This window comes from Bacillus sp. V5-8f, from assembly GCF_002863565.1.
Taxonomy (GTDB): domain Bacteria; phylum Bacillota; class Bacilli; order Bacillales; family DSM-1321; genus Peribacillus.
Genome location: NZ_PGUW01000001.1, coordinates 188,667 through 205,970 on the forward strand (window position 1 = coordinate 188,667; position 17,304 = coordinate 205,970).

The following is a 17,304-nucleotide window of genomic DNA, read 5'->3' on the forward strand; positions in this document are numbered from 1 at the left end:
GAAATTTGTCATAGCAGCAAATTTTGATAAGCATAAACCCTGATAGTTATTTTGGAAGTTGTACTTTTTAAAGGGAAATCATTCTAAAAAAGCGATTTATGGATTCCTTTTCATTTTCCGACTATTTTTTTATCTATTCATAATTTAGACACATATTACCGTGTACGACTCTTTTTGCTTTCAATGGCGGTTCTTTTTCAGTTATGCTAGAAGCATATACTAACCAGAATAAGAACAGGTTTTTCGGATACTGTATCATTAGAGAGTGGAGGGATATTTTGAAGACATTTAAATTAATATCGCTGCAAATTGTCTCCGAATCCGGGAGCTTTATAGACATAGAATTGTCAGACGGACTTATCATTAATAAAGAAGATGATCATAGTACATGGATCATTGAAGCGTTTATTTCGGAGAGTGATTTTAGGACGGTAGAAAATCTTGTCCCGCCCGGCCAAAAGCTGAGTGTCCAGGCTGTCATTACAAAGAAAGACAATGATCCCGCAGCTTTTAAAACAGTCGTAAAAACCATCAAACAAGTGGATGGCCACGTAATCGTCCTTTTTGAGGGCCATCTTCAAAAAAACCGCAGCAAATATGCAGAGCTTCTGCTTAAGGATTTAATGAAGCAGGGAATTGTCGGCGATGAGTTGATTGAACAATTCAAGGAAAAATTACGTTCGCGGCCAAAGCTCATTTCAGTTAAAAAGGAATCGTAATTCTTTGAGGGCTGTAGGGTGGTGTATGTTTTCGAAGCATAGCAGTTGCACTCCGGCCAGTCTAACAAAAAAGACTGGTCCTTTAAAGTTATTGAACTGAACAAGAGAGGAAAGTGGTTTCCTTTCTTGTAGAACTCAACCTCCTTTAAAAGCCAATCTTTTTGTTTAAAACTTTTACTACATCTTATCGGTCTTTGCCGTTCCTGTCCCGATTGTTATTGTCATTATCATCGATGACACCGTTATCCTCTATAAAATTGTCATCATTTTCGTCTCCGTTATTGTTGATGTCAGCCCCATTTTTGTCATTGTCAATGCCTTCTTCACCATTTTGACCTGGATCAACATCTACGTCATTGTTTCCGTTATTATTGTCATTATCACCAGGAACCATATCGTTGTTGTTATTATCTTGCTGGTCCTCAACATTGTTATCATCAGGCGGAGCAGGATTATTATCATCATTATCGTTGTTACATCCAGCCACTAACATGAAAGACAATAAAGAACCGCCAAGCAAAGTCATTAAGCGCATTTTCATGGTCAGTTAACCTCCCTTCTTATGTAGTGGACTATATAGTGTCCTGTTCGTATTTTGCCCGGATATCTTGAATTATTACAGCGTTTTTAGATTAAGGATAAAAAAATCGGCCGGGCAATTGCCCGGCCTTCCAGAAGGGAGAATAAAAAGATGTGGTTTACCAAACCAAGTATTCATAAACATAAACATCATTTAAAATGTGTCCATGCTTAACTTCCATATACTATTTTTACACGAAATGAGGATATTTTAAACCTGTTTCATGAAAAATCCTGCTTCCTGATTACGCCTTTCCAGTCATTCCCTCATTATAATGGATGTTTTGCATGAAAAAGCTCACATTTTTCTGGGAGCACCCTTATGTATTTTTCCCTATCTGTGTAGTGAAATGGCTTAAAGATTAATCGCCAAATCCAAACATAATTTCTGTTTCGCACGCTATTTCCCCATCTACTGTAGCTACCGCTTTCCCTTTTCCAAAGGAACCTCGCAGCCGTGTCATCTCAACTTCAAGGCGAAGCTGGTCTCCAGGTTTCACTTGCCTTTTAAAACGACAATTATCGATTCCCGCAAAAAAGGCAAGACGACCTTTATATTCTTCCTGGCGAAGAATTGCCACGGCGCCTACCTGCGCCAGTGCCTCTACGATTAAAACGCCCGGCATTACCGGATAATCCGGGAAATGCCCATTGAAATATTGCTCATTAGCAGATACATTTTTAATTCCTACCGCTCGTTTTCCATCTTCCACCTCGAGTATTTTATCCACAAGCAAAAATGGATAGCGGTGTTTAATAATTTCCTTAATCTGGGTTACATCTAACATTCCTATGTCCTCCATCCTTCACTTTTTTCAATGATATCATGAAAAGCATGACGGATACTACCCAAGCTATCTTAGGCATACCTGTGTGTAGAAGCAAATAGGGCCTGACCTTCACGATCAGACCCAAACCAAAATGAACTGAGGCTCAATACCTTCATTACACACAACATATGCTTTTATATCTATATATCTTTATTCACAAGATCTACAATGTGGGTCCAGGTGGACGTTTTAAAAACATCCGAAGCTTTCCCGCCCCCAATAACACTGTAGCCAACAACAGCACCTGCCAAAACACTAAAGGCAATCAGCACACATACAATCACCAGCCTGAGCCAAATCGGCAAAAGCCTGATACGGATCCGTTCTTTCGTATTCCCTGCTTTTTCTGCCTTTTTTACCTGCTGTCTATATTCTTGTCTGGTTAATTGTTTTTCTTCCATCCCAAAGTGCGTAAGCTCCTTTGTATTTTTTTGGGGGTCCCCCGCTGCATTAATATGTTACAGTAGCACCGTTTGCTTAACGGATCCCGTTAATTAATCCAAGCATTTGGTCAGCCATCGACACAGACCTGGCATTGAATTGGTATTGCCTTTGCACATTTGTAAGATCTGTCATTTCCTTGGATAGGTCCACATTGGAGCTTTCTAAAGCGCCCTGGCGCAAGGAGATTTCCTGTCTTAGACCGCCATCCAAAGGAGTCATGATGTCTCCTCGCTCTATACCAAGTTGATCAAAATTAGCAGGAAGGCCTAAAAGGTTTTCACCAATCTGTTCCAAAAACTGTGGTTTTTTTATCGATTGGATTCCTAGATTGAAGGTTTCGACGGTTCCGTTATCCATTACCGCTTTCATTTGGCCTTCTTTGGAAAAGGTTACATTTTTCATGTTGTTACTTATTACGATGGGATTATCGAATTCATCAAGTACTGGATATCCCTTTCCGGTAACGAGCATCATTTGATCTGGATTATTGGACACCGGGGTGAGGTAAAAAGCTCCGTCTCTGGTGTATCTTGTGCTTTCCCCTTTATCGTCGGCTACGCGTACTCTGAAGAATAAGTCCTCTTTTTCAAGTGCAACATCAAGGCTGCGGTCCGTAATTTTCAAGCTGCCCTGCGAGAGAACGAGCTGCGACTGGCTGATTCTGGCGCCTGTCCCCTGTCTAATGCCGATTGGTGTCAACCGTCCCACTTCATTGCGTTGAAGTTGGTTATTGAATTCCTGGACGAGCAGATCGTTGAAGTATGATTCCTTTCGTTTATATCCGGTCGTTTGAATATTAGATATATTATGACCGATCATATCCATCTTATGCTGTAGCTGGCCCATTGTATTCGTAGCGGTTATCATCGTTCTATTCATTTATGTTCCCCCCTCTTTCGTCGGGACTATTTTCTATCCGATTCGGCCAATTTCATTTACGGCCTTTTCCATGCTCCGATCATAGGCCTGCAAAACTTTTTGATTCGCTTCAAACGATCGGTACGCCGCCATCATATCGGTCATGGTCCGGGACTGGTCCACATTGGAGCTCTCGATGAATCCTTGCTGCGTCGAGAAAGCGACTCCCTCCTGATTGTACGCGTTGCCAAGTGCGTCTGCCTCATTTCGGAATAGACCATTTCCCTCTTTTATCAGTGCATAGGGATTTTCAGCGAAGCCAATTCCAAGACGCGCAACCTGCTGTCCGTTTTCCATTACAACTCCGGTTTCGCCTATGGTAATGTTCTCGCTATTCAACTGAATCCGGTTATTATCCTCATCAAGCACATAGAAGCCCTGCGGGGTTGTTAAAAATCCCTGCCCATCCAGCGTAAAATTGCCGTTTCTCGTATACCGCAGTTCCCCGTCGGCATTCGTTACCGTAAAAAAAACAGTCCCTTTCAAGCCGTTTTCATTGCTCACGGGCATATTTCCATCCACAAGTGCTACATCGGTATTCCGATCTGTCTGTTGAATGTCGCCTTGCATGAATTTAGGTGCGGCTTCCTGCACATAGACCCCTGTTCCCAATTCCCCGACACGGGAGTGGATTGGAAGGTGGAGCCCTTTTTCAGTCGGGATCGATGCTGCACCGATCCGGTCCAGAAGCAGCTGCGGGAAAGCCCTTACGCTTGACTGGTCTGCTTTAAACCCGGGTGTATTGGCATTGGCCAGGTTATTAGTAAGCATCTCCGTCCTTCTTTGCTGGGCAATCATACCCGAGGCCGCCGTATAAAACCCTCTTAACATTTCTTTCACCTCTATTGGAAAGCGTTGCGAACCTGATTGGAACGCCGCTTAAATAACCGGATTATAAACCTAACTATGTTATCGGACAGAAGCAATCTTGTTTTTACTGTTAAATAAAGGAACTATTGTACATAGGATCATTTCAAAAACACAGGAATACTGTTAAAAAAAACGAAAGGGTCCACGGTTCAAGAAGCATTTGCCGGGCATTATTTTGCCTTCATGTCTTATTTGAACTTTAGACCCTTATAGAAACTCAGTACTACTTGTGATAACTATGATTAACCAAACTGATTGGCAATTAGCCTAATTTCCGCCTTGGCAGCTTGTCCATATTGTCAAGCATAATTCCGGTGCCAATTGCAACACAATCCATAGGCTGCTCTGCAACAAGTACAGGTACTTTCAGTTCTTCAGCAAGCAGCGTGTCAATACCGTGAAGCAAAGCCCCTCCTCCGGTCAAAATAACCCCGCGGTCAATAATATCGGCCGAAAGTTCAGGAGGCGTACGCTCCAAAACGCTTTTCGCAGCTTGTACTATCACTGTAACAGATTCGCGCAATGCTTCTTCGATCTCTTCAGAGTTAACGGTAATCGTTCTTGGCAGGCCGGAAACCATATCGCGCCCGCGGATTTCGACTTCTTCGCTGCGGGATTCAGGGAATACTGTTCCTACCTTAATCTTGATGTCTTCTGACGTGCGCTCCCCTATCAACAGCTTATATTTGCGCTTGATGTAATTCAAGATTTCGTTATCAAACTTGTCCCCAGCCATTTTAATAGAGGAGGATGTCACAATGTCACCCATCGAAAGTACCGCAACATCGGTCGTTCCGCCCCCAATATCCACAACCATATTCCCGTATGGCTGGAAAATATCCATTCCCGCTCCAATTGCGGCTACTTTAGGCTCTTCTTCAAGATAAACCTTCTTTCCGCCGCTCTTTTCAGCAGCTTCCTTGATGGCCTTTTGTTCGACGCTTGTGATGTTTGTCGGGCAGCAAATCAGGATCCGGGGCTTGGATAAAAATCCTTTTACATTCAGCTTGTTTATGAAATGCTTAAGCATCGATTCCGTAACATCAAAATCTGCGATTACCCCATCCTTCAAAGGGCGGATGGCAACGATATTCCCCGGGGTACGCCCTACCATTTTCCTGGCTTCTTCACCGACCGCAAGCACACGATTCGTATTCTTATCTATGGCTACTACCGATGGCTCATTTAACACGATTCCTTTGCCTTTGACATGTATTAAAACATTGGCCGTTCCGAGATCGATCCCAATATCTCTTGCAAACATTTTTCCTATTTCCTCCTTGAAAACCATACATAGAACCTACTTATGTCCTAATTGTTAATTTTACCATATTAAGTAGGCATGAAGTAAGGGCGAATCAAAAATAAAGTAAAGTATTACATGATTTTGTCGAAAATGCGAACTAAGGAAGTACTTACTTTTATGAAGATAAAAAGTTATGTGGCGAAAGAAGATATTATGGAGAAAGGAGGAGAATGGGCAATTGGACAAACACAGTTGTGTGTAACATATAAAAATCGGGATTTCCAGCGTTGACAGGGATTTAGGACTGATTTTAACCAGCCGCTGAACGCTGTACTCTCACTGTACTAGCCCGATTTTTTTCGTCTTTTTTGGAAGCTGCAGTTTATTTCACAACCTCTTCTTCTCGTTCTGAACGTTTATATTTCATTTTCGTCGCTTCACCGCCCCGCAAATGGCGGATTGATTTATGATAATCCAAAATATCTTTTACTTCATTTGCAAGGTCTGGATTTATTTCAGGCAGTCTTTCAGTTAGGTCTTTATGGACAGTACTTTTGGAGACACCAAACTCCTTCGCGATTACGCGAACCGTTTTCTTTGTTTCCACGATATACTTTCCTATCTTGATAGTTCTTTCTTTGATGTAATCGTGCACACCACTCGCCCTCCCTAAATTGGATGTGAGAAGTGTGAAATGAGATCCGCTCCCTGCTCTATAATTAGCGCTACCCAGACAAAATGAATAATATATCCTCAACTATATGTATGAACTGTAATAAACGATCACTCACCTCAAACACTCTCGTTAGTATGGTTTTGTACAGTTTATTAGCTTGGTTAAAAATATATGCATAAATTAGTCGAATATGGACAAGGAGTTTATCTAATTTTCTAAATATTCTTATTTCAGGGGTCAGTCCCCCACCCCTTTACCGCGTTCCCGAGGTGGGGGACCCCGACAAAAAAACCCGTCCAGGGACGGGTTTTTACCAAATTTTCAGTTGTGTTAATGGGAGTGTTACATGTGTTTTGTGTTTTGTTTAATTGTTAGATGAATTTTTGGTTTCTTCTTTTTCAATAGTGTCTGTTCCATCTTGTGAATCTTTGTTCATTTCTGAATCGGAACCTTGATCATCAGTGTTAGTGTTTTCATCTGTTTGTCCGTCGTTTTGGTCAGATGACTGCGTACTGTCGTCTTCTGATGAATTGCCAGCGCCTTCTTCTGTAGCCTTGCTATCAGGCTGTGCTGAAGAGTCTTCCTCTGTTGCGTTTTCAGGATCAACTTCGTTCTCTGTTGCTGCACCGGAGTTGTCAGATTCCTCGGTTGCTGATTCAATCGATGAAAGCTGCTTGTCAATTAAATCCACAGGATTAAGAGCTACATTGTCCTTACGGATTTCAAAGTGGACATGCACACCCGCTTCTTCATTCAACAGGCTTTGTCCAGCTTTTGCAAGAACTTGTCCCTGCTTCACTTCATCGCCAACCGCAACTTCTATATCCTTTACGGATTGATAATGAGTGACAACGCCATTATCATGCTCGATTGTAATTTCGTTTCCAAGCAATGCGTCATCCTTCACGTTCTTGACAATACCGCTTAAGGAAGCTACTACATCAAATGTTTTGCCATCCTTCATTGCGATGTCGATGCCCTTGTTTGGTTCGTATCTATTATTATAAGATACCAGTGCGGCTTCCTGCTCTTCGTTGGTTCCATTGACATCGTAGAATTCCTTTTTGATTACAGCAGTTTCAGCATCGGCTACAGGCATCTTGATGTTTTCAAGCTTGCTGTTTACCTCGATGGCAGGCTCTTTAAAATTCTTTCCTGTTTCCGTTTCTTTGGCAGGTTCTGCTGACTCTTCAAAACTGTTTTGTACGAACAAGGCTGCTGCCAAAATGATAGCTGCGCTTCCAATATAGATGGCCGGTAATGCCCAACGCTTCTTTATAATGCGTTGGAATGTAGATTTTCGAGAAGTTTTGTTTTCTTCCTCTCTCATAATTATCACCTCAGCAATCATTCTGAACAGATTGCTGAAATTATATACCTTAGATAAAAAATTTTTTGTATGTAGTTTTTGTTGCGGACGTATTTTCTATACATTTATTTTAATCGCTGGCATTATAAGAAACCTTCCGTGTCCCTTTTTCTGTTTTCCTGTTAAAATAAATTTATCTTATCGTGAAAGAAGTTGTAGGAATGAAAAAGCTCTTACGGATTATTATTATTGTTCTGCCTTTTCTTTATATGGCTGCGGTGTGGATCATGTCGAGCCTGCCGGATAACGCTGTGGTGGAATTACCGGACCGGGACACAGATCGCTTTATTAAAGAGGCATTGCACCTTGTGGAATTTGCGATTCTTTATATGCTTTTTGCTGCCGCTCTGGCCGCCTCTGGCAAATTATCTCCTCGTTTCAGCCTATTTGCAGCAGTGGTTGCAGCATTGTATGGCATGACCGATGAAATCCATCAATCATTCGTGCCATATCGCAATGCCAGCTGGATTGATTTGTTAAAAGACTGGATTGGTGTAGCTGCAGCTTACTTCCATGTTCAGTACCACTATTTCAAGCATAATCGCGGCTTCTTAACAAAAATTAGGAAGCTTAACGATGAAAAAGTTTAGAGATGGCGCCTCCAGTGCGCCATCTCTTTGTATTATTTCTTCGCGGTCAATGTGTTCAAGAGTTTGTCGGAGGACTGGATCGCTACACCCTGGTAATAATGCTTCACGATTTCTTCGGCATTCCTTCCTTCTAAAGCCATGCCATTTGCACCGTATTGGCTCATGCCCACTCCATGGCCAAAGCCTTTTGTGGTGATGACAATGTTTTTCCCTTTCCTTTCCCAACTAAAATCAGCAGACCTTAGTTCCAGCGCTTCCCGTATTTCTTTTCCAGTCAGCTTTTTGCCGTTAAACTCAACAACCCCCACCCGTTTTCCAGGAGTTCTTGATGTGATGGTACCAATCTGGTTTCCATCCGTAACCTTTACACCTAACCTTTTTTCAAAATCAGCCACAGCCATGACTTTTTTACTGAAAAATTTCTCCGATATTTCCTTATCCCAAGGGCTCGATACGCTTTTCAGGTACGGTCGCGGACTTCCCCATAGAGCCTCCGAGTTTTCTGTATAACCGTTGCTGGTTGAAAAAAAACTGGCTGTGATTGGTTTTCCATCATATGTGATGATTTGGCCTTTCGTATCATTTACTGCCTTGGCAATTTTTTTGATTTTTTCATTGTATTCCGAACCATATATTTTCTTTAATTCCTCATTATTTTTATAGACCTGATGCTGAACGGTGTCCGTTACAACGGCCCCTTTGGGCAAACCAGATGTGTCTTGGGACAATAATTGATTTACGATGTACGTGCGTGCCGTCATCGCCTGCGCCTTTAATGCCTCAATCTCAAAGTCGGCAGGCATCTCGGCTCCAACTACCCCAATTACATAAGATTCAAGCGGCAGCTTTTCAACAATCTTACTTTCTGATCGGTATACGGAAACCGGGACAGCAAGCGTTGGCTCATTTTTTGTCTGGCCAGTTTTTTTACTGGATGACTCCTCAATATTTTCTAATAATTTACCGTCAGCTTGTTCTGTCGAGAATGGAAGCACAAGCACAGCCGGAATCATAATAATGACAAATACTATGACAACAAAAAGAGCGATCATCGGTTGAAATGTTTTCAATATTCCTGGCCTCCCTTTACATTTTTCTACCGTGGTGTCGAATGGTGTGAACCAGGTAGTCTCTATAAAAATGTATGGGAGAGGACAAGCATTTATGACAGAAGAACCTGTATGAAGCTGTTATTTTACTATTGTAAAGATCAAGAGCACTTAGGAATCTGCTTTTTGAACATCGTGCCTTTATTTGCCCAAGATCATAATACTTTCAGCATTCGTTGAAACGGCTAAACCTATAGTCCGGGTGTGCTCCTAATCAAAAGGCCGGTCCCCATCATAAAAGGCGGGATACCGGCCATACTGTTTTGTTTCTATGCATTTAAATCAGCAACGATTGTATCGCGCTCTATTACAATGTCTTCTTCAGTAATCCGTTCAACATCTGCACCAAGGGCTGCCAGTTTTCCATGGAAGTTGACATAGCCTCTATCAAGGTGCTTCAGTTCCGTCACACGAGTAATACCGTCTGCCACCAACCCCGTGAGGATCAAAGCTGCAGCAGCGCGCAGGTCGGTCGCCGCTACTTCGGCTCCCTGTAAGTCAGATGGCCCGTTCATGATAACTGAACGTCCTTCAATCTTGATGTTTGCATTCATGCGGCGGAACTCTTCCACATGCATAAAACGGTTTTCAAATACCGTTTCCGTAATCATACTGGTTCCCTGGGCACGAAGCAATAAGGCCATCATTTGGGATTGCATATCCGTAGGGAAACCAGGATGCGGCATCGTTTTGATATCCACCGCCTTCAAGTTTTTCGGACCAATCACTCTTAGGCCATCTTCTTCTTCTGTAATTGAAACGCCCATTTCTTCCATCTTGGCGATTAGTGAAGTCAAATGCTCAGGAACAGCTCCCTTTACAAGAACATTTCCGCCAGTGATCGCTGCAGCAGTCATAAATGTTCCTGCCTCGATACGGTCAGGAATAATTGCATGCTCAGCACCGTATAATTTTTCTACACCTTCAATTTTCAGTGTCCCTGTGCCTGCCCCTTTTACTTTTGCTCCCATTTTATTCAGGAAGTTAGCAAGATCGACAATTTCAGGCTCTTTTGCAACATTTTCAAGGATGGTTGTTCCTTCTGCAAGTGTGGCCGCCATCATTATATTTTCGGTGGCACCAACGCTTGGGAAATCAAGGTATACCCTTGCACCTTTTAGTCTTCCTTCAACCTGTGCCTCGATAAACCCGTTTCCTACCTTTACCTTTGCGCCCATGGCTTCAAAGCCCTTTAAGTGCTGGTCAATTGGACGGGAGCCAATTGCACACCCTCCAGGCAAAGCTACACGGGCACGGCCATTTCTTGCCAATAGTGATCCCATAACAAGTACGGATGCACGCATTTTTCGGACATACTCAAATGGCGCTTCATCTAATAGCTCTTTTGATGCATCTACAATAACTGTATTATCTCGAAATACAACCTCAGTATTTAGGTTACGTAAAACTTCATTGATGGTATATACATCGGAGAGCGTTGGTACGTCATGAATGATGCTTTTTCCATCACTTGCTAATAATGTTGCAGCGATAACCGGCAAAACGGCGTTTTTTGCGCCTTCGACTTTAACTGTCCCGCTCAGCCTTCTTCCGCCGCGGACGATGATTTTTTCCAAAAGAATTCCCCTCCGCGTCCAATTTCTCTATATTAATATTCAAACGTGATGATTGGTGTGCCAACTACAAAGGTAGTCTTGCCACCCATTCCTTCTGTTCTTAAAGCAAGTTGCAAGTTCAATTGTTTATTTGTAAATGTTTGACTAAACATGGGTGTTTGCGCAGATAGGGAAATGAAGTTACTTTCTTTTATGCTTTCAATTTCCTGCGCCTTGAATAAATCTAACAATCTTGCAGTCTCAGTGCTTAAAACCGTATCAATATTATCATTGAAAACGCCTTTCACACAAGAAAAAATTGATGGATTTCCTCGAAATATGTCCTTTTTCCTGGTTTGAAATACATTTTCAAAAAAAGCTGAATACCGACTATCCCATGAATGGCCCTTTACTTCATATATGAGATATGACACCGGCTCGTTACTTTCAAGGGAAGCCATCAGACGAATTGATTCAGTCAATTCGCTGTCGGGATTCTTGATTACGGCAATCGCCTTCCGCTCATTGTTGTCCTTTACGAATGTCCACTTGGCTTTTGGAAATGCCTCTCCAATTTTCTCTACTGCTTGGTTAAACTCCTGCTCAGTCTTTATCGTGTTGTTCTTTTCCCTTGCATATACAGACCATTCTTGTATATTTACGTTCCGATCATGCTGCAAGCGCTCGGTCAATATTTCTATATCAGCCTTGCTTTTAGCCACAATCGTACTATTCCCAAACATAAACCCCATGAAACCAACAATAAGTATGTATGGCAATATTTTCTTTATTTTGTTTAGCATGTGTATCTCCTCCCCTACCTCTATTTTTTCCAGGGGAGGAAGAAGCATACTAACACTTTCTCGTCAGGAACCGACAAAATTCCTATATCCACTAGTAGTCCGGCAAGGAAAAAAGAACATTGGTTGTTATGCCCGCAAATTATTATTCGTTACAATTTTCACAAACGATTTCAATACAAAACTTAGATCCTACGGTTGATTAAACATGTAAGGAAGCTGTCCTGACCATGTTAAGTAGTCCAGGAAGAAATTGCTTACAGACGACCCAATCGCAATGGTGAGCAAGATGTAAAGAACCCTTGCCTTCACAACGGAATGAGACCTTAGCAATTTATCAAAATGCAATGCTTGAAGCGCCCACCAGGTGACGGCAATAAAAAATAGATGTGCAACAATCCCGGTTAAAGCACCCTGGCCAATGGCTGAATACATAAAATGACCCTCCTAAAAAACAACCCAAACTATATTGTACCATAAATCACTGAGGAAAATGGGATTAAAAAGGAAAAAAGTTAGAGGGTCAGTCCCCCGGTGCTTTACCGCTTCAAAGCACCGGGGGACTGACCCCGTTTTCATTTAGTTGGGAAGCAACGACAACCCTATGCCTTTGTTGCTACACTTGATCGCTACCGTTGCCTGGATATCTATAATGTTCAAAGTATACTTTTCTTAACGTGCAAAAAAGTCGGCAAAGTCTCCAATATTCGTATGCAGAAAGTCAAAGGCAAGGCTTGGCATGATTCCAAAGAGAATGGTGCCAGCTGCACAGACTGCAAGGACTATCGATATTCCCGCAGGTACTTTAAATGCCCCCTTTAAATTGGACGGCCTGAAAAACATTTGTGTCATGATGCCAAAATAATAAACGTAAGAAATGACTGTCGTACCCATCATAATAGAAGCTAACACATATTGGCCCGGTTCCGCCGTTACGGAACCAAGGATGATATTGAGCTTGCCGATAAAACCAGCAGTCCCTGGTATACCGGCAAGTGACAGAAGAAAGATTGCCATCAGAACCGCAAGCGACGGTGACCGTTTGTATAGTCCGGCAAACCCTGAGACGTCCTCCGTTTCCGACTGCTCTGTAACCAGCTGAATGACGGCAAATGCTCCTAAATTCATGAAAATATAGGCCATTAAATAAAACCAAACGGCATCAAATAGGAAGGTCCCTCCTCCAAGGGTAGCCACAGCTACCAGTACATACCCAGCCTGTGCAATGCTCGAAAAAGCAAAAAGGCGTTTGATATTCCGCTGCCTGAGCGCAATAATGTTTCCGATAATCATCGTGATTCCGGCCAGGAATGCCAGATATACCTGGTTTTTCTCAAGAAAGGTAAAGGCTCCCATGCTATCTCCTGCTGCAGTAATGTACAAACCAATCAAAATACGGTAGATAATAGCAAAACCAGCCGTTTTCGAAATGACACTTAAGAAAGCAGTGACCGGCGTTGGCGCTCCCTGGTATACATCCGGAGCCCACATATGAAAGGGAGCAGATGCAATCTTAAAGGAAAGCCCGACCAGGATCATAAAGAACGCCAGACCGAATAAATATTGAAACTGGCTGTCAAAAATACCAGTCATCCCAGCACTGATTTCTTTTAAATTCGTCGTTCCGGACAGTCCATAAAGATAGCTCATTCCAAACAAGGTGATCGCCGTTGAAATACCGCCATTGACCACATATTTCATAGCCGCTTCATTGGATTGCACATTCTTTTTTCTCATGCCGGCCAATATATAAGAAGAAATTGAAAGTAGTTCGAGGCCAACAAACAACGTGATTAAATCGCCGCTAGAAGCCATTACCATCGCACCAAGCAAGGCGGCCAGGAATAAATAATTAAATTCACCCCGGTATTCATTTATCCCATCAGGCGGATCATAGCTGTGCGCAAGCAGTATGACCAAAGCTGCGCCTATTAGTAAAATAATCTTAAAAGCGACCGCAAATGAATCCAGCTGGAAGGTATCGTGCAAAATACTGACTGATTCTTGGCCCATTAGCCCAAGCAAGGCAACGAATGCGAGGAGAATGCCTGTCAGGGCCAACCAGGCGAGTGAACGGCGGTTAAATTGCTTTGGAGCAAATAAATCAAGAATCGATAGCAGGACAGCCGTACCAAGGATGATAAACTCCGGGGCCATCGCTCCCCAATCATAAGAAAGCATTGTTTCCATATCCATCCCCCGTCACCCTCCTATCCCTAACATAATTGCATCCAATGTTCCCTTTAATGGTCCGCTTAGTACCGTTGGGTAAATCCCGATCGTTATAATTAAAGCAAGCAGTATCAAAACAGGCGCAAACTCTATTCCTTTTAACTCAGAAACACCTTCGGTAACCGTACTTTTTGCTTTACCAAAAGTCATACCAAGTACAGCCCGGAGTAAATAAACGGCCGTTAAAATAATTCCAAGCGCCCCAATCGAGGCAAGAATCGGTTCTTCTTTAAACAACCCCAAAAACGCCATGAATTCACTTATGAAACCGGACATTCCCGGCAGTCCGAGCGAGGCCATCGCCCCTGCCAGCAAAAACCCTGATGTGATAGGCATGTAGTGGGCCATCCCACCCAGCTGATCGATCATCGACGTTTTCACACGCTCATGCATGACACCAACAAGGAAGAACAGAAGTGCGGAAATCAAACCATGGGATACTACTTGGAAGATGGCTCCCTGCATGCCAGCTTCGTTCAATGCCCCCAGGCCAATTAAGACAATTCCCATATGGGAGATCGAAGAGTAGGCGAGCACCATTTTAAAATCATTCTGTATCATTGCCAAAAAAGCACCATACAGAAGGTTAATAACACCCAAAACCGCTACGAAAAAAGCAATTTCCTTAAACTGTTCGGGAAAAATCCCCATTCCAAATCGGATAAGACCAAAGGCACCGATTTTTAACAGCACACCTGCATGGAGCATGACTATCGATGGCGGCGCCTGCACATGCACCCGCAGCATCCAGGTATGCAAAGGAAAGATGGGAAGCTTGATCCCAAAAGCAACCAGCAGGCCAAACAGAAGGGTATACTTCATCGCATCCGAAACCGGTGCAAATAAAGAAACCCCGCCCACCGTCATGATATGCCTTAATGCATCAATATTTGACGTTCCTGTTCGTGCAAAAAGAACCATAATCACTATCAGGAGTATCGCTGAACCCACTCCATTAAAAAGCAGGAAACTATATGCTGCTTTCTCCTTCTCCAGAAAACCCCATTTTCCTATCAGGAAGAACATTGGAATTAACGTGATCTCAAAAAATATGAAAAATAAAATAAGATTTTGTGCGGTAAACACCCCGAGCATTCCAATTTCCAAAAGAAGAAACAGCATGAAATACCCTTTCCACTCCTTCTTGATATGGATGGAGGCAATGGATGCCATGGTTGAAAGAACAGCTGTCAAAATGACCATGATAAGCGACAAGCCATCCACGCTAAGTTCATAGTCCACTGCTAACAGATTTGGGTCATACTTCTCGAAGTTCCCAAACCGGAACCAATCTATTTTCACTGAAAACCTTGAAAGATCTGCCCCAGTAGCATACTGAACATAAAGATACAGTGAAATCAGCAATGCTGGGATAGTGCCTAAAAAGCCAAGTACCTTCAAATTCCTTTCATCTGTCTTCGGAACCAGGACCATAAGCAGGATTCCCAACACAGGGGAGAATACCAAGAGTGTCAATATCATTGAGTTCATCCAAAGTACCTCCCGGTTAAGGCAAATAACACCACAAGAACCGCCAGGCCAAAGAAGGCTATGGTCCCATAAAGCTGCGCTTGCCCATTTTGAAGCCTGGATCCAATACGGCCTAGGCTTTGGACCGCCCTCGTTATTGCATTCACTAGCCCGCCGACTATGAATCTATCTATATAGGACAGGAAAAGACTAATCCAGCGTGTAAGCGCCACAAACGAGAACTGGTACGCTTCATCGATATAGTACTTGTTATATAAGGCTGTATACACAACCGAATCTTCCTCACCCAACCAATTCCTCGAGATTACCCGTCTTCCATATATAAAATAAGCAAGAAGGATTCCTGCCGCAGAAACAGCCGTCGCAGCTAACATAATCCAGCCGGGGGCTTCTGTATGGGTATGGACCAACAAGTTGTTTCCCTCTACCAGCCAATCACCAAGGAATGTGCCAAACCAATACGTATTAACATAGCCACTGATGACCGCGAAAACTCCAAGTACTATCATAGGTACCGTCATGGTTGGAGGCGATTCGTGAACCGTTGCTAGACGATTTCTGGATTCCCCTGTAAACACCATGAAAAATAAGCGGAACATATAAAAAGCAGTGAAAAATGCTGCTATCAAGGCAACCCAGAATAATCCTTGGTTTCCGTGCTGCCAGGCAGCGACTAAGATCTCATCCTTGCTAAAGAACCCCGAAAACAACGGAACACCCGTAATAGCCAGAGTCCCAATTAAAAACAGCGGACCGGTAACCTTCATTTTCTTCCAAAGGCCGCCCATTTTTTCAATATCTTGAGTATGTACAGCATGGATGACACTGCCCGCTGCCAAAAACAGCAGTGCCTTGAAAAAGGCGTGTGTCATAAGGTGAAAAACGCCTGCTACATATCCTGCCGACCCTAATGCTAGCATCATATAGCCAAGCTGGCTGACCGTAGAGTAAGCGAGAACCCGTTTAATATCCCTTTGAACCAGACCGATAGTTGCTGCAAAAATTGCCGTAAAACCCCCCGTAACCGCTACTATGGCCAGTGCTGTCTCACTTGCCGTAAACAACGGAAACATTGCTGCTACCAAATACACACCCGCCGCTACCATGGTTGCAGCATGGATTAACGCAGATACTGGGGTTGGCCCTTCCATCGCATCAGGTAGCCAGGTATGTAGAGGGAATTGCCCTGATTTCCCGATGGCACCGATAAAAATAAGAATCGCAGTCAACGTAATCATTTCTGCAGGTATCGCCCCCGCCTCTACCGCCTGAAAAATTTCGTCATATTCAAAGCTGCCAACCTGCCAGAATAAAAGAATCATACCGACCAAGAGGCCGACATCCCCAATTCTCGTCAAAATGAAAGCCTTTTTGGCTGCTCTTTTTGCCTCATCCTTATAAAAATAAAACCCTATCAGCAAGAAGGACCCCAATCCGACGAGTTCCCAGAAAAAATACAGCTGCAGCAAATTAGGAGCCATCACAAGCCCTAGCATGGCGAAAGTAAAGAATCCAAGGTATGCGTAAAACATCGAAAACCGGGCGTTGCCCTTCATATACCCTTTTGAGTACATATGAACTAAAAAACTTACAACCGATACGATCACTAACATTAACGCATTCAATTGATTAATCTCAATTCCCGCCGTAATTTGCACCTCCCCTATAGCCAGCCAGCCGGCCTCGGCTTTATAAGTAGGAGATTGCAACCGGTCAATGAGAGTAAGTACAGACCATACGAAAGATGCAAATGTAAAAATTATGCCGACAAATGAACTGCCCGCTTCTTTTAAACGGCTGCCGAATAGAAGAAGGATCAAGCATGAAACAAGCGGGAAAAGCGGTATAAGCCACGCACTCTCCATCATCCTATCA

The 17,304-nt window shown here is 43.0% G+C and carries 17 protein-coding genes; 2 read left to right on the forward strand and 15 right to left on the reverse strand.

What is annotated here, in order from left to right:
* Positions 1–278: 278 nt before the first annotated feature.
* Positions 279–719 (forward strand): YwpF family protein, encoded by a 441-nt coding sequence (locus CUU64_RS00760; protein WP_101631367.1) that lies wholly within the window; start codon positions 279–281, stop codon positions 717–719.
* Between the two features lie 184 nt (positions 720–903).
* Here CUU64_RS00760 and CUU64_RS00765 read toward each other — a convergent pair whose 3' ends face one another.
* The 8 genes from CUU64_RS00765 to spoIIQ all read right to left on the reverse strand — a co-directional run bounded on the left by CUU64_RS00765 (position 904) and on the right by spoIIQ (position 7,612).
* Positions 904–1,260: a hypothetical protein gene (locus CUU64_RS00765; protein WP_101631368.1), complete on the reverse strand. Its 357-nt coding sequence runs from the start codon at positions 1,258–1,260 to the stop codon at positions 904–906.
* Between the two features lie 400 nt (positions 1,261–1,660).
* Positions 1,661–2,086, reverse strand: coding sequence for a 3-hydroxyacyl-ACP dehydratase FabZ (fabZ, locus tag CUU64_RS00770; protein WP_101631369.1), 426 nt, complete (start codon positions 2,084–2,086; stop codon positions 1,661–1,663).
* Between the two features lie 182 nt (positions 2,087–2,268).
* Positions 2,269–2,529, reverse strand: a complete 261-nt coding sequence (locus tag CUU64_RS00775; RefSeq protein ID WP_101631370.1) for a DNA-directed RNA polymerase subunit beta — start codon at positions 2,527–2,529, stop codon at positions 2,269–2,271.
* 76 nt (positions 2,530–2,605) lie between these two features.
* Entirely contained in the window at positions 2,606–3,451 is an 846-nt protein-coding gene (locus CUU64_RS00780) for a flagellar hook-basal body protein (RefSeq protein ID WP_101631371.1), read from the reverse strand.
* 33 nt (positions 3,452–3,484) lie between these two features.
* The gene (locus CUU64_RS00785; protein ID WP_101631372.1) at positions 3,485–4,321 is read right to left on the reverse strand and encodes a flagellar hook-basal body protein; all 837 of its coding nucleotides are present in this window, start codon (positions 4,319–4,321) and stop codon (positions 3,485–3,487) included.
* Between the two features lie 301 nt (positions 4,322–4,622).
* Positions 4,623–5,624, reverse strand: a complete 1,002-nt coding sequence (mreB, locus tag CUU64_RS00790) for a rod shape-determining protein (RefSeq protein ID WP_101631373.1) — start codon at positions 5,622–5,624, stop codon at positions 4,623–4,625.
* A gap of 364 nt (positions 5,625–5,988) precedes the next feature.
* On the reverse strand, positions 5,989–6,261 hold the full coding sequence (spoIIID, locus tag CUU64_RS00795) for a sporulation transcriptional regulator SpoIIID (RefSeq protein ID WP_101631374.1): 273 nt from the start codon (positions 6,259–6,261) through the stop codon (positions 5,989–5,991).
* A 385-nt stretch (positions 6,262–6,646) separates the two neighbouring features.
* Entirely contained in the window at positions 6,647–7,612 is a 966-nt protein-coding gene (gene spoIIQ, locus CUU64_RS00800) for a stage II sporulation protein SpoIIQ (RefSeq protein ID WP_101631375.1), read from the reverse strand.
* Between the two features lie 200 nt (positions 7,613–7,812).
* Here spoIIQ and CUU64_RS00805 point away from each other — a divergent pair, with 200 nt between their 5' ends.
* Positions 7,813–8,241 (forward strand): VanZ family protein, encoded by a 429-nt coding sequence (locus tag CUU64_RS00805; protein ID WP_101631376.1) that lies wholly within the window; start codon positions 7,813–7,815, stop codon positions 8,239–8,241.
* Positions 8,242–8,273: 32 nt separating this feature from the next.
* Here CUU64_RS00805 and spoIID read toward each other — a convergent pair whose 3' ends face one another.
* The 7 genes from spoIID to nuoL form a co-directional block, all read right to left on the reverse strand.
* A complete protein-coding gene (gene spoIID / locus CUU64_RS00810) occupies positions 8,274–9,311 on the reverse strand; it encodes a stage II sporulation protein D (RefSeq protein WP_101631377.1) in 1,038 nt (345 codons plus the stop codon).
* 308 nt (positions 9,312–9,619) lie between these two features.
* Positions 9,620–10,927, reverse strand: a complete 1,308-nt coding sequence (gene murA / locus CUU64_RS00815) for a UDP-N-acetylglucosamine 1-carboxyvinyltransferase (RefSeq protein ID WP_101631378.1) — start codon at positions 10,925–10,927, stop codon at positions 9,620–9,622.
* Positions 10,928–10,959: 32 nt separating this feature from the next.
* On the reverse strand, positions 10,960–11,709 hold the full coding sequence (locus tag CUU64_RS00820; protein WP_180954416.1) for a YwmB family TATA-box binding protein: 750 nt from the start codon (positions 11,707–11,709) through the stop codon (positions 10,960–10,962).
* 189 nt (positions 11,710–11,898) lie between these two features.
* On the reverse strand, positions 11,899–12,141 hold the full coding sequence (locus CUU64_RS00825; RefSeq protein WP_101631380.1) for a DUF1146 family protein: 243 nt from the start codon (positions 12,139–12,141) through the stop codon (positions 11,899–11,901).
* 237 nt (positions 12,142–12,378) lie between these two features.
* Positions 12,379–13,902, reverse strand: coding sequence for an NADH-quinone oxidoreductase subunit NuoN (gene nuoN / locus CUU64_RS00830; RefSeq protein WP_101631381.1), 1,524 nt, complete (start codon positions 13,900–13,902; stop codon positions 12,379–12,381).
* A 6-nt stretch (positions 13,903–13,908) separates the two neighbouring features.
* Entirely contained in the window at positions 13,909–15,429 is a 1,521-nt protein-coding gene (locus CUU64_RS00835) for a complex I subunit 4 family protein (protein WP_101631382.1), read from the reverse strand.
* Positions 15,426–17,297 (reverse strand): NADH-quinone oxidoreductase subunit L, encoded by a 1,872-nt coding sequence (nuoL, locus tag CUU64_RS00840; protein WP_101631383.1) that lies wholly within the window; start codon positions 17,295–17,297, stop codon positions 15,426–15,428. The genes CUU64_RS00835 and nuoL overlap by 4 nt, the downstream gene beginning before the upstream one ends.
* Between the last annotated feature and the right edge of the window lie 7 nt (positions 17,298–17,304).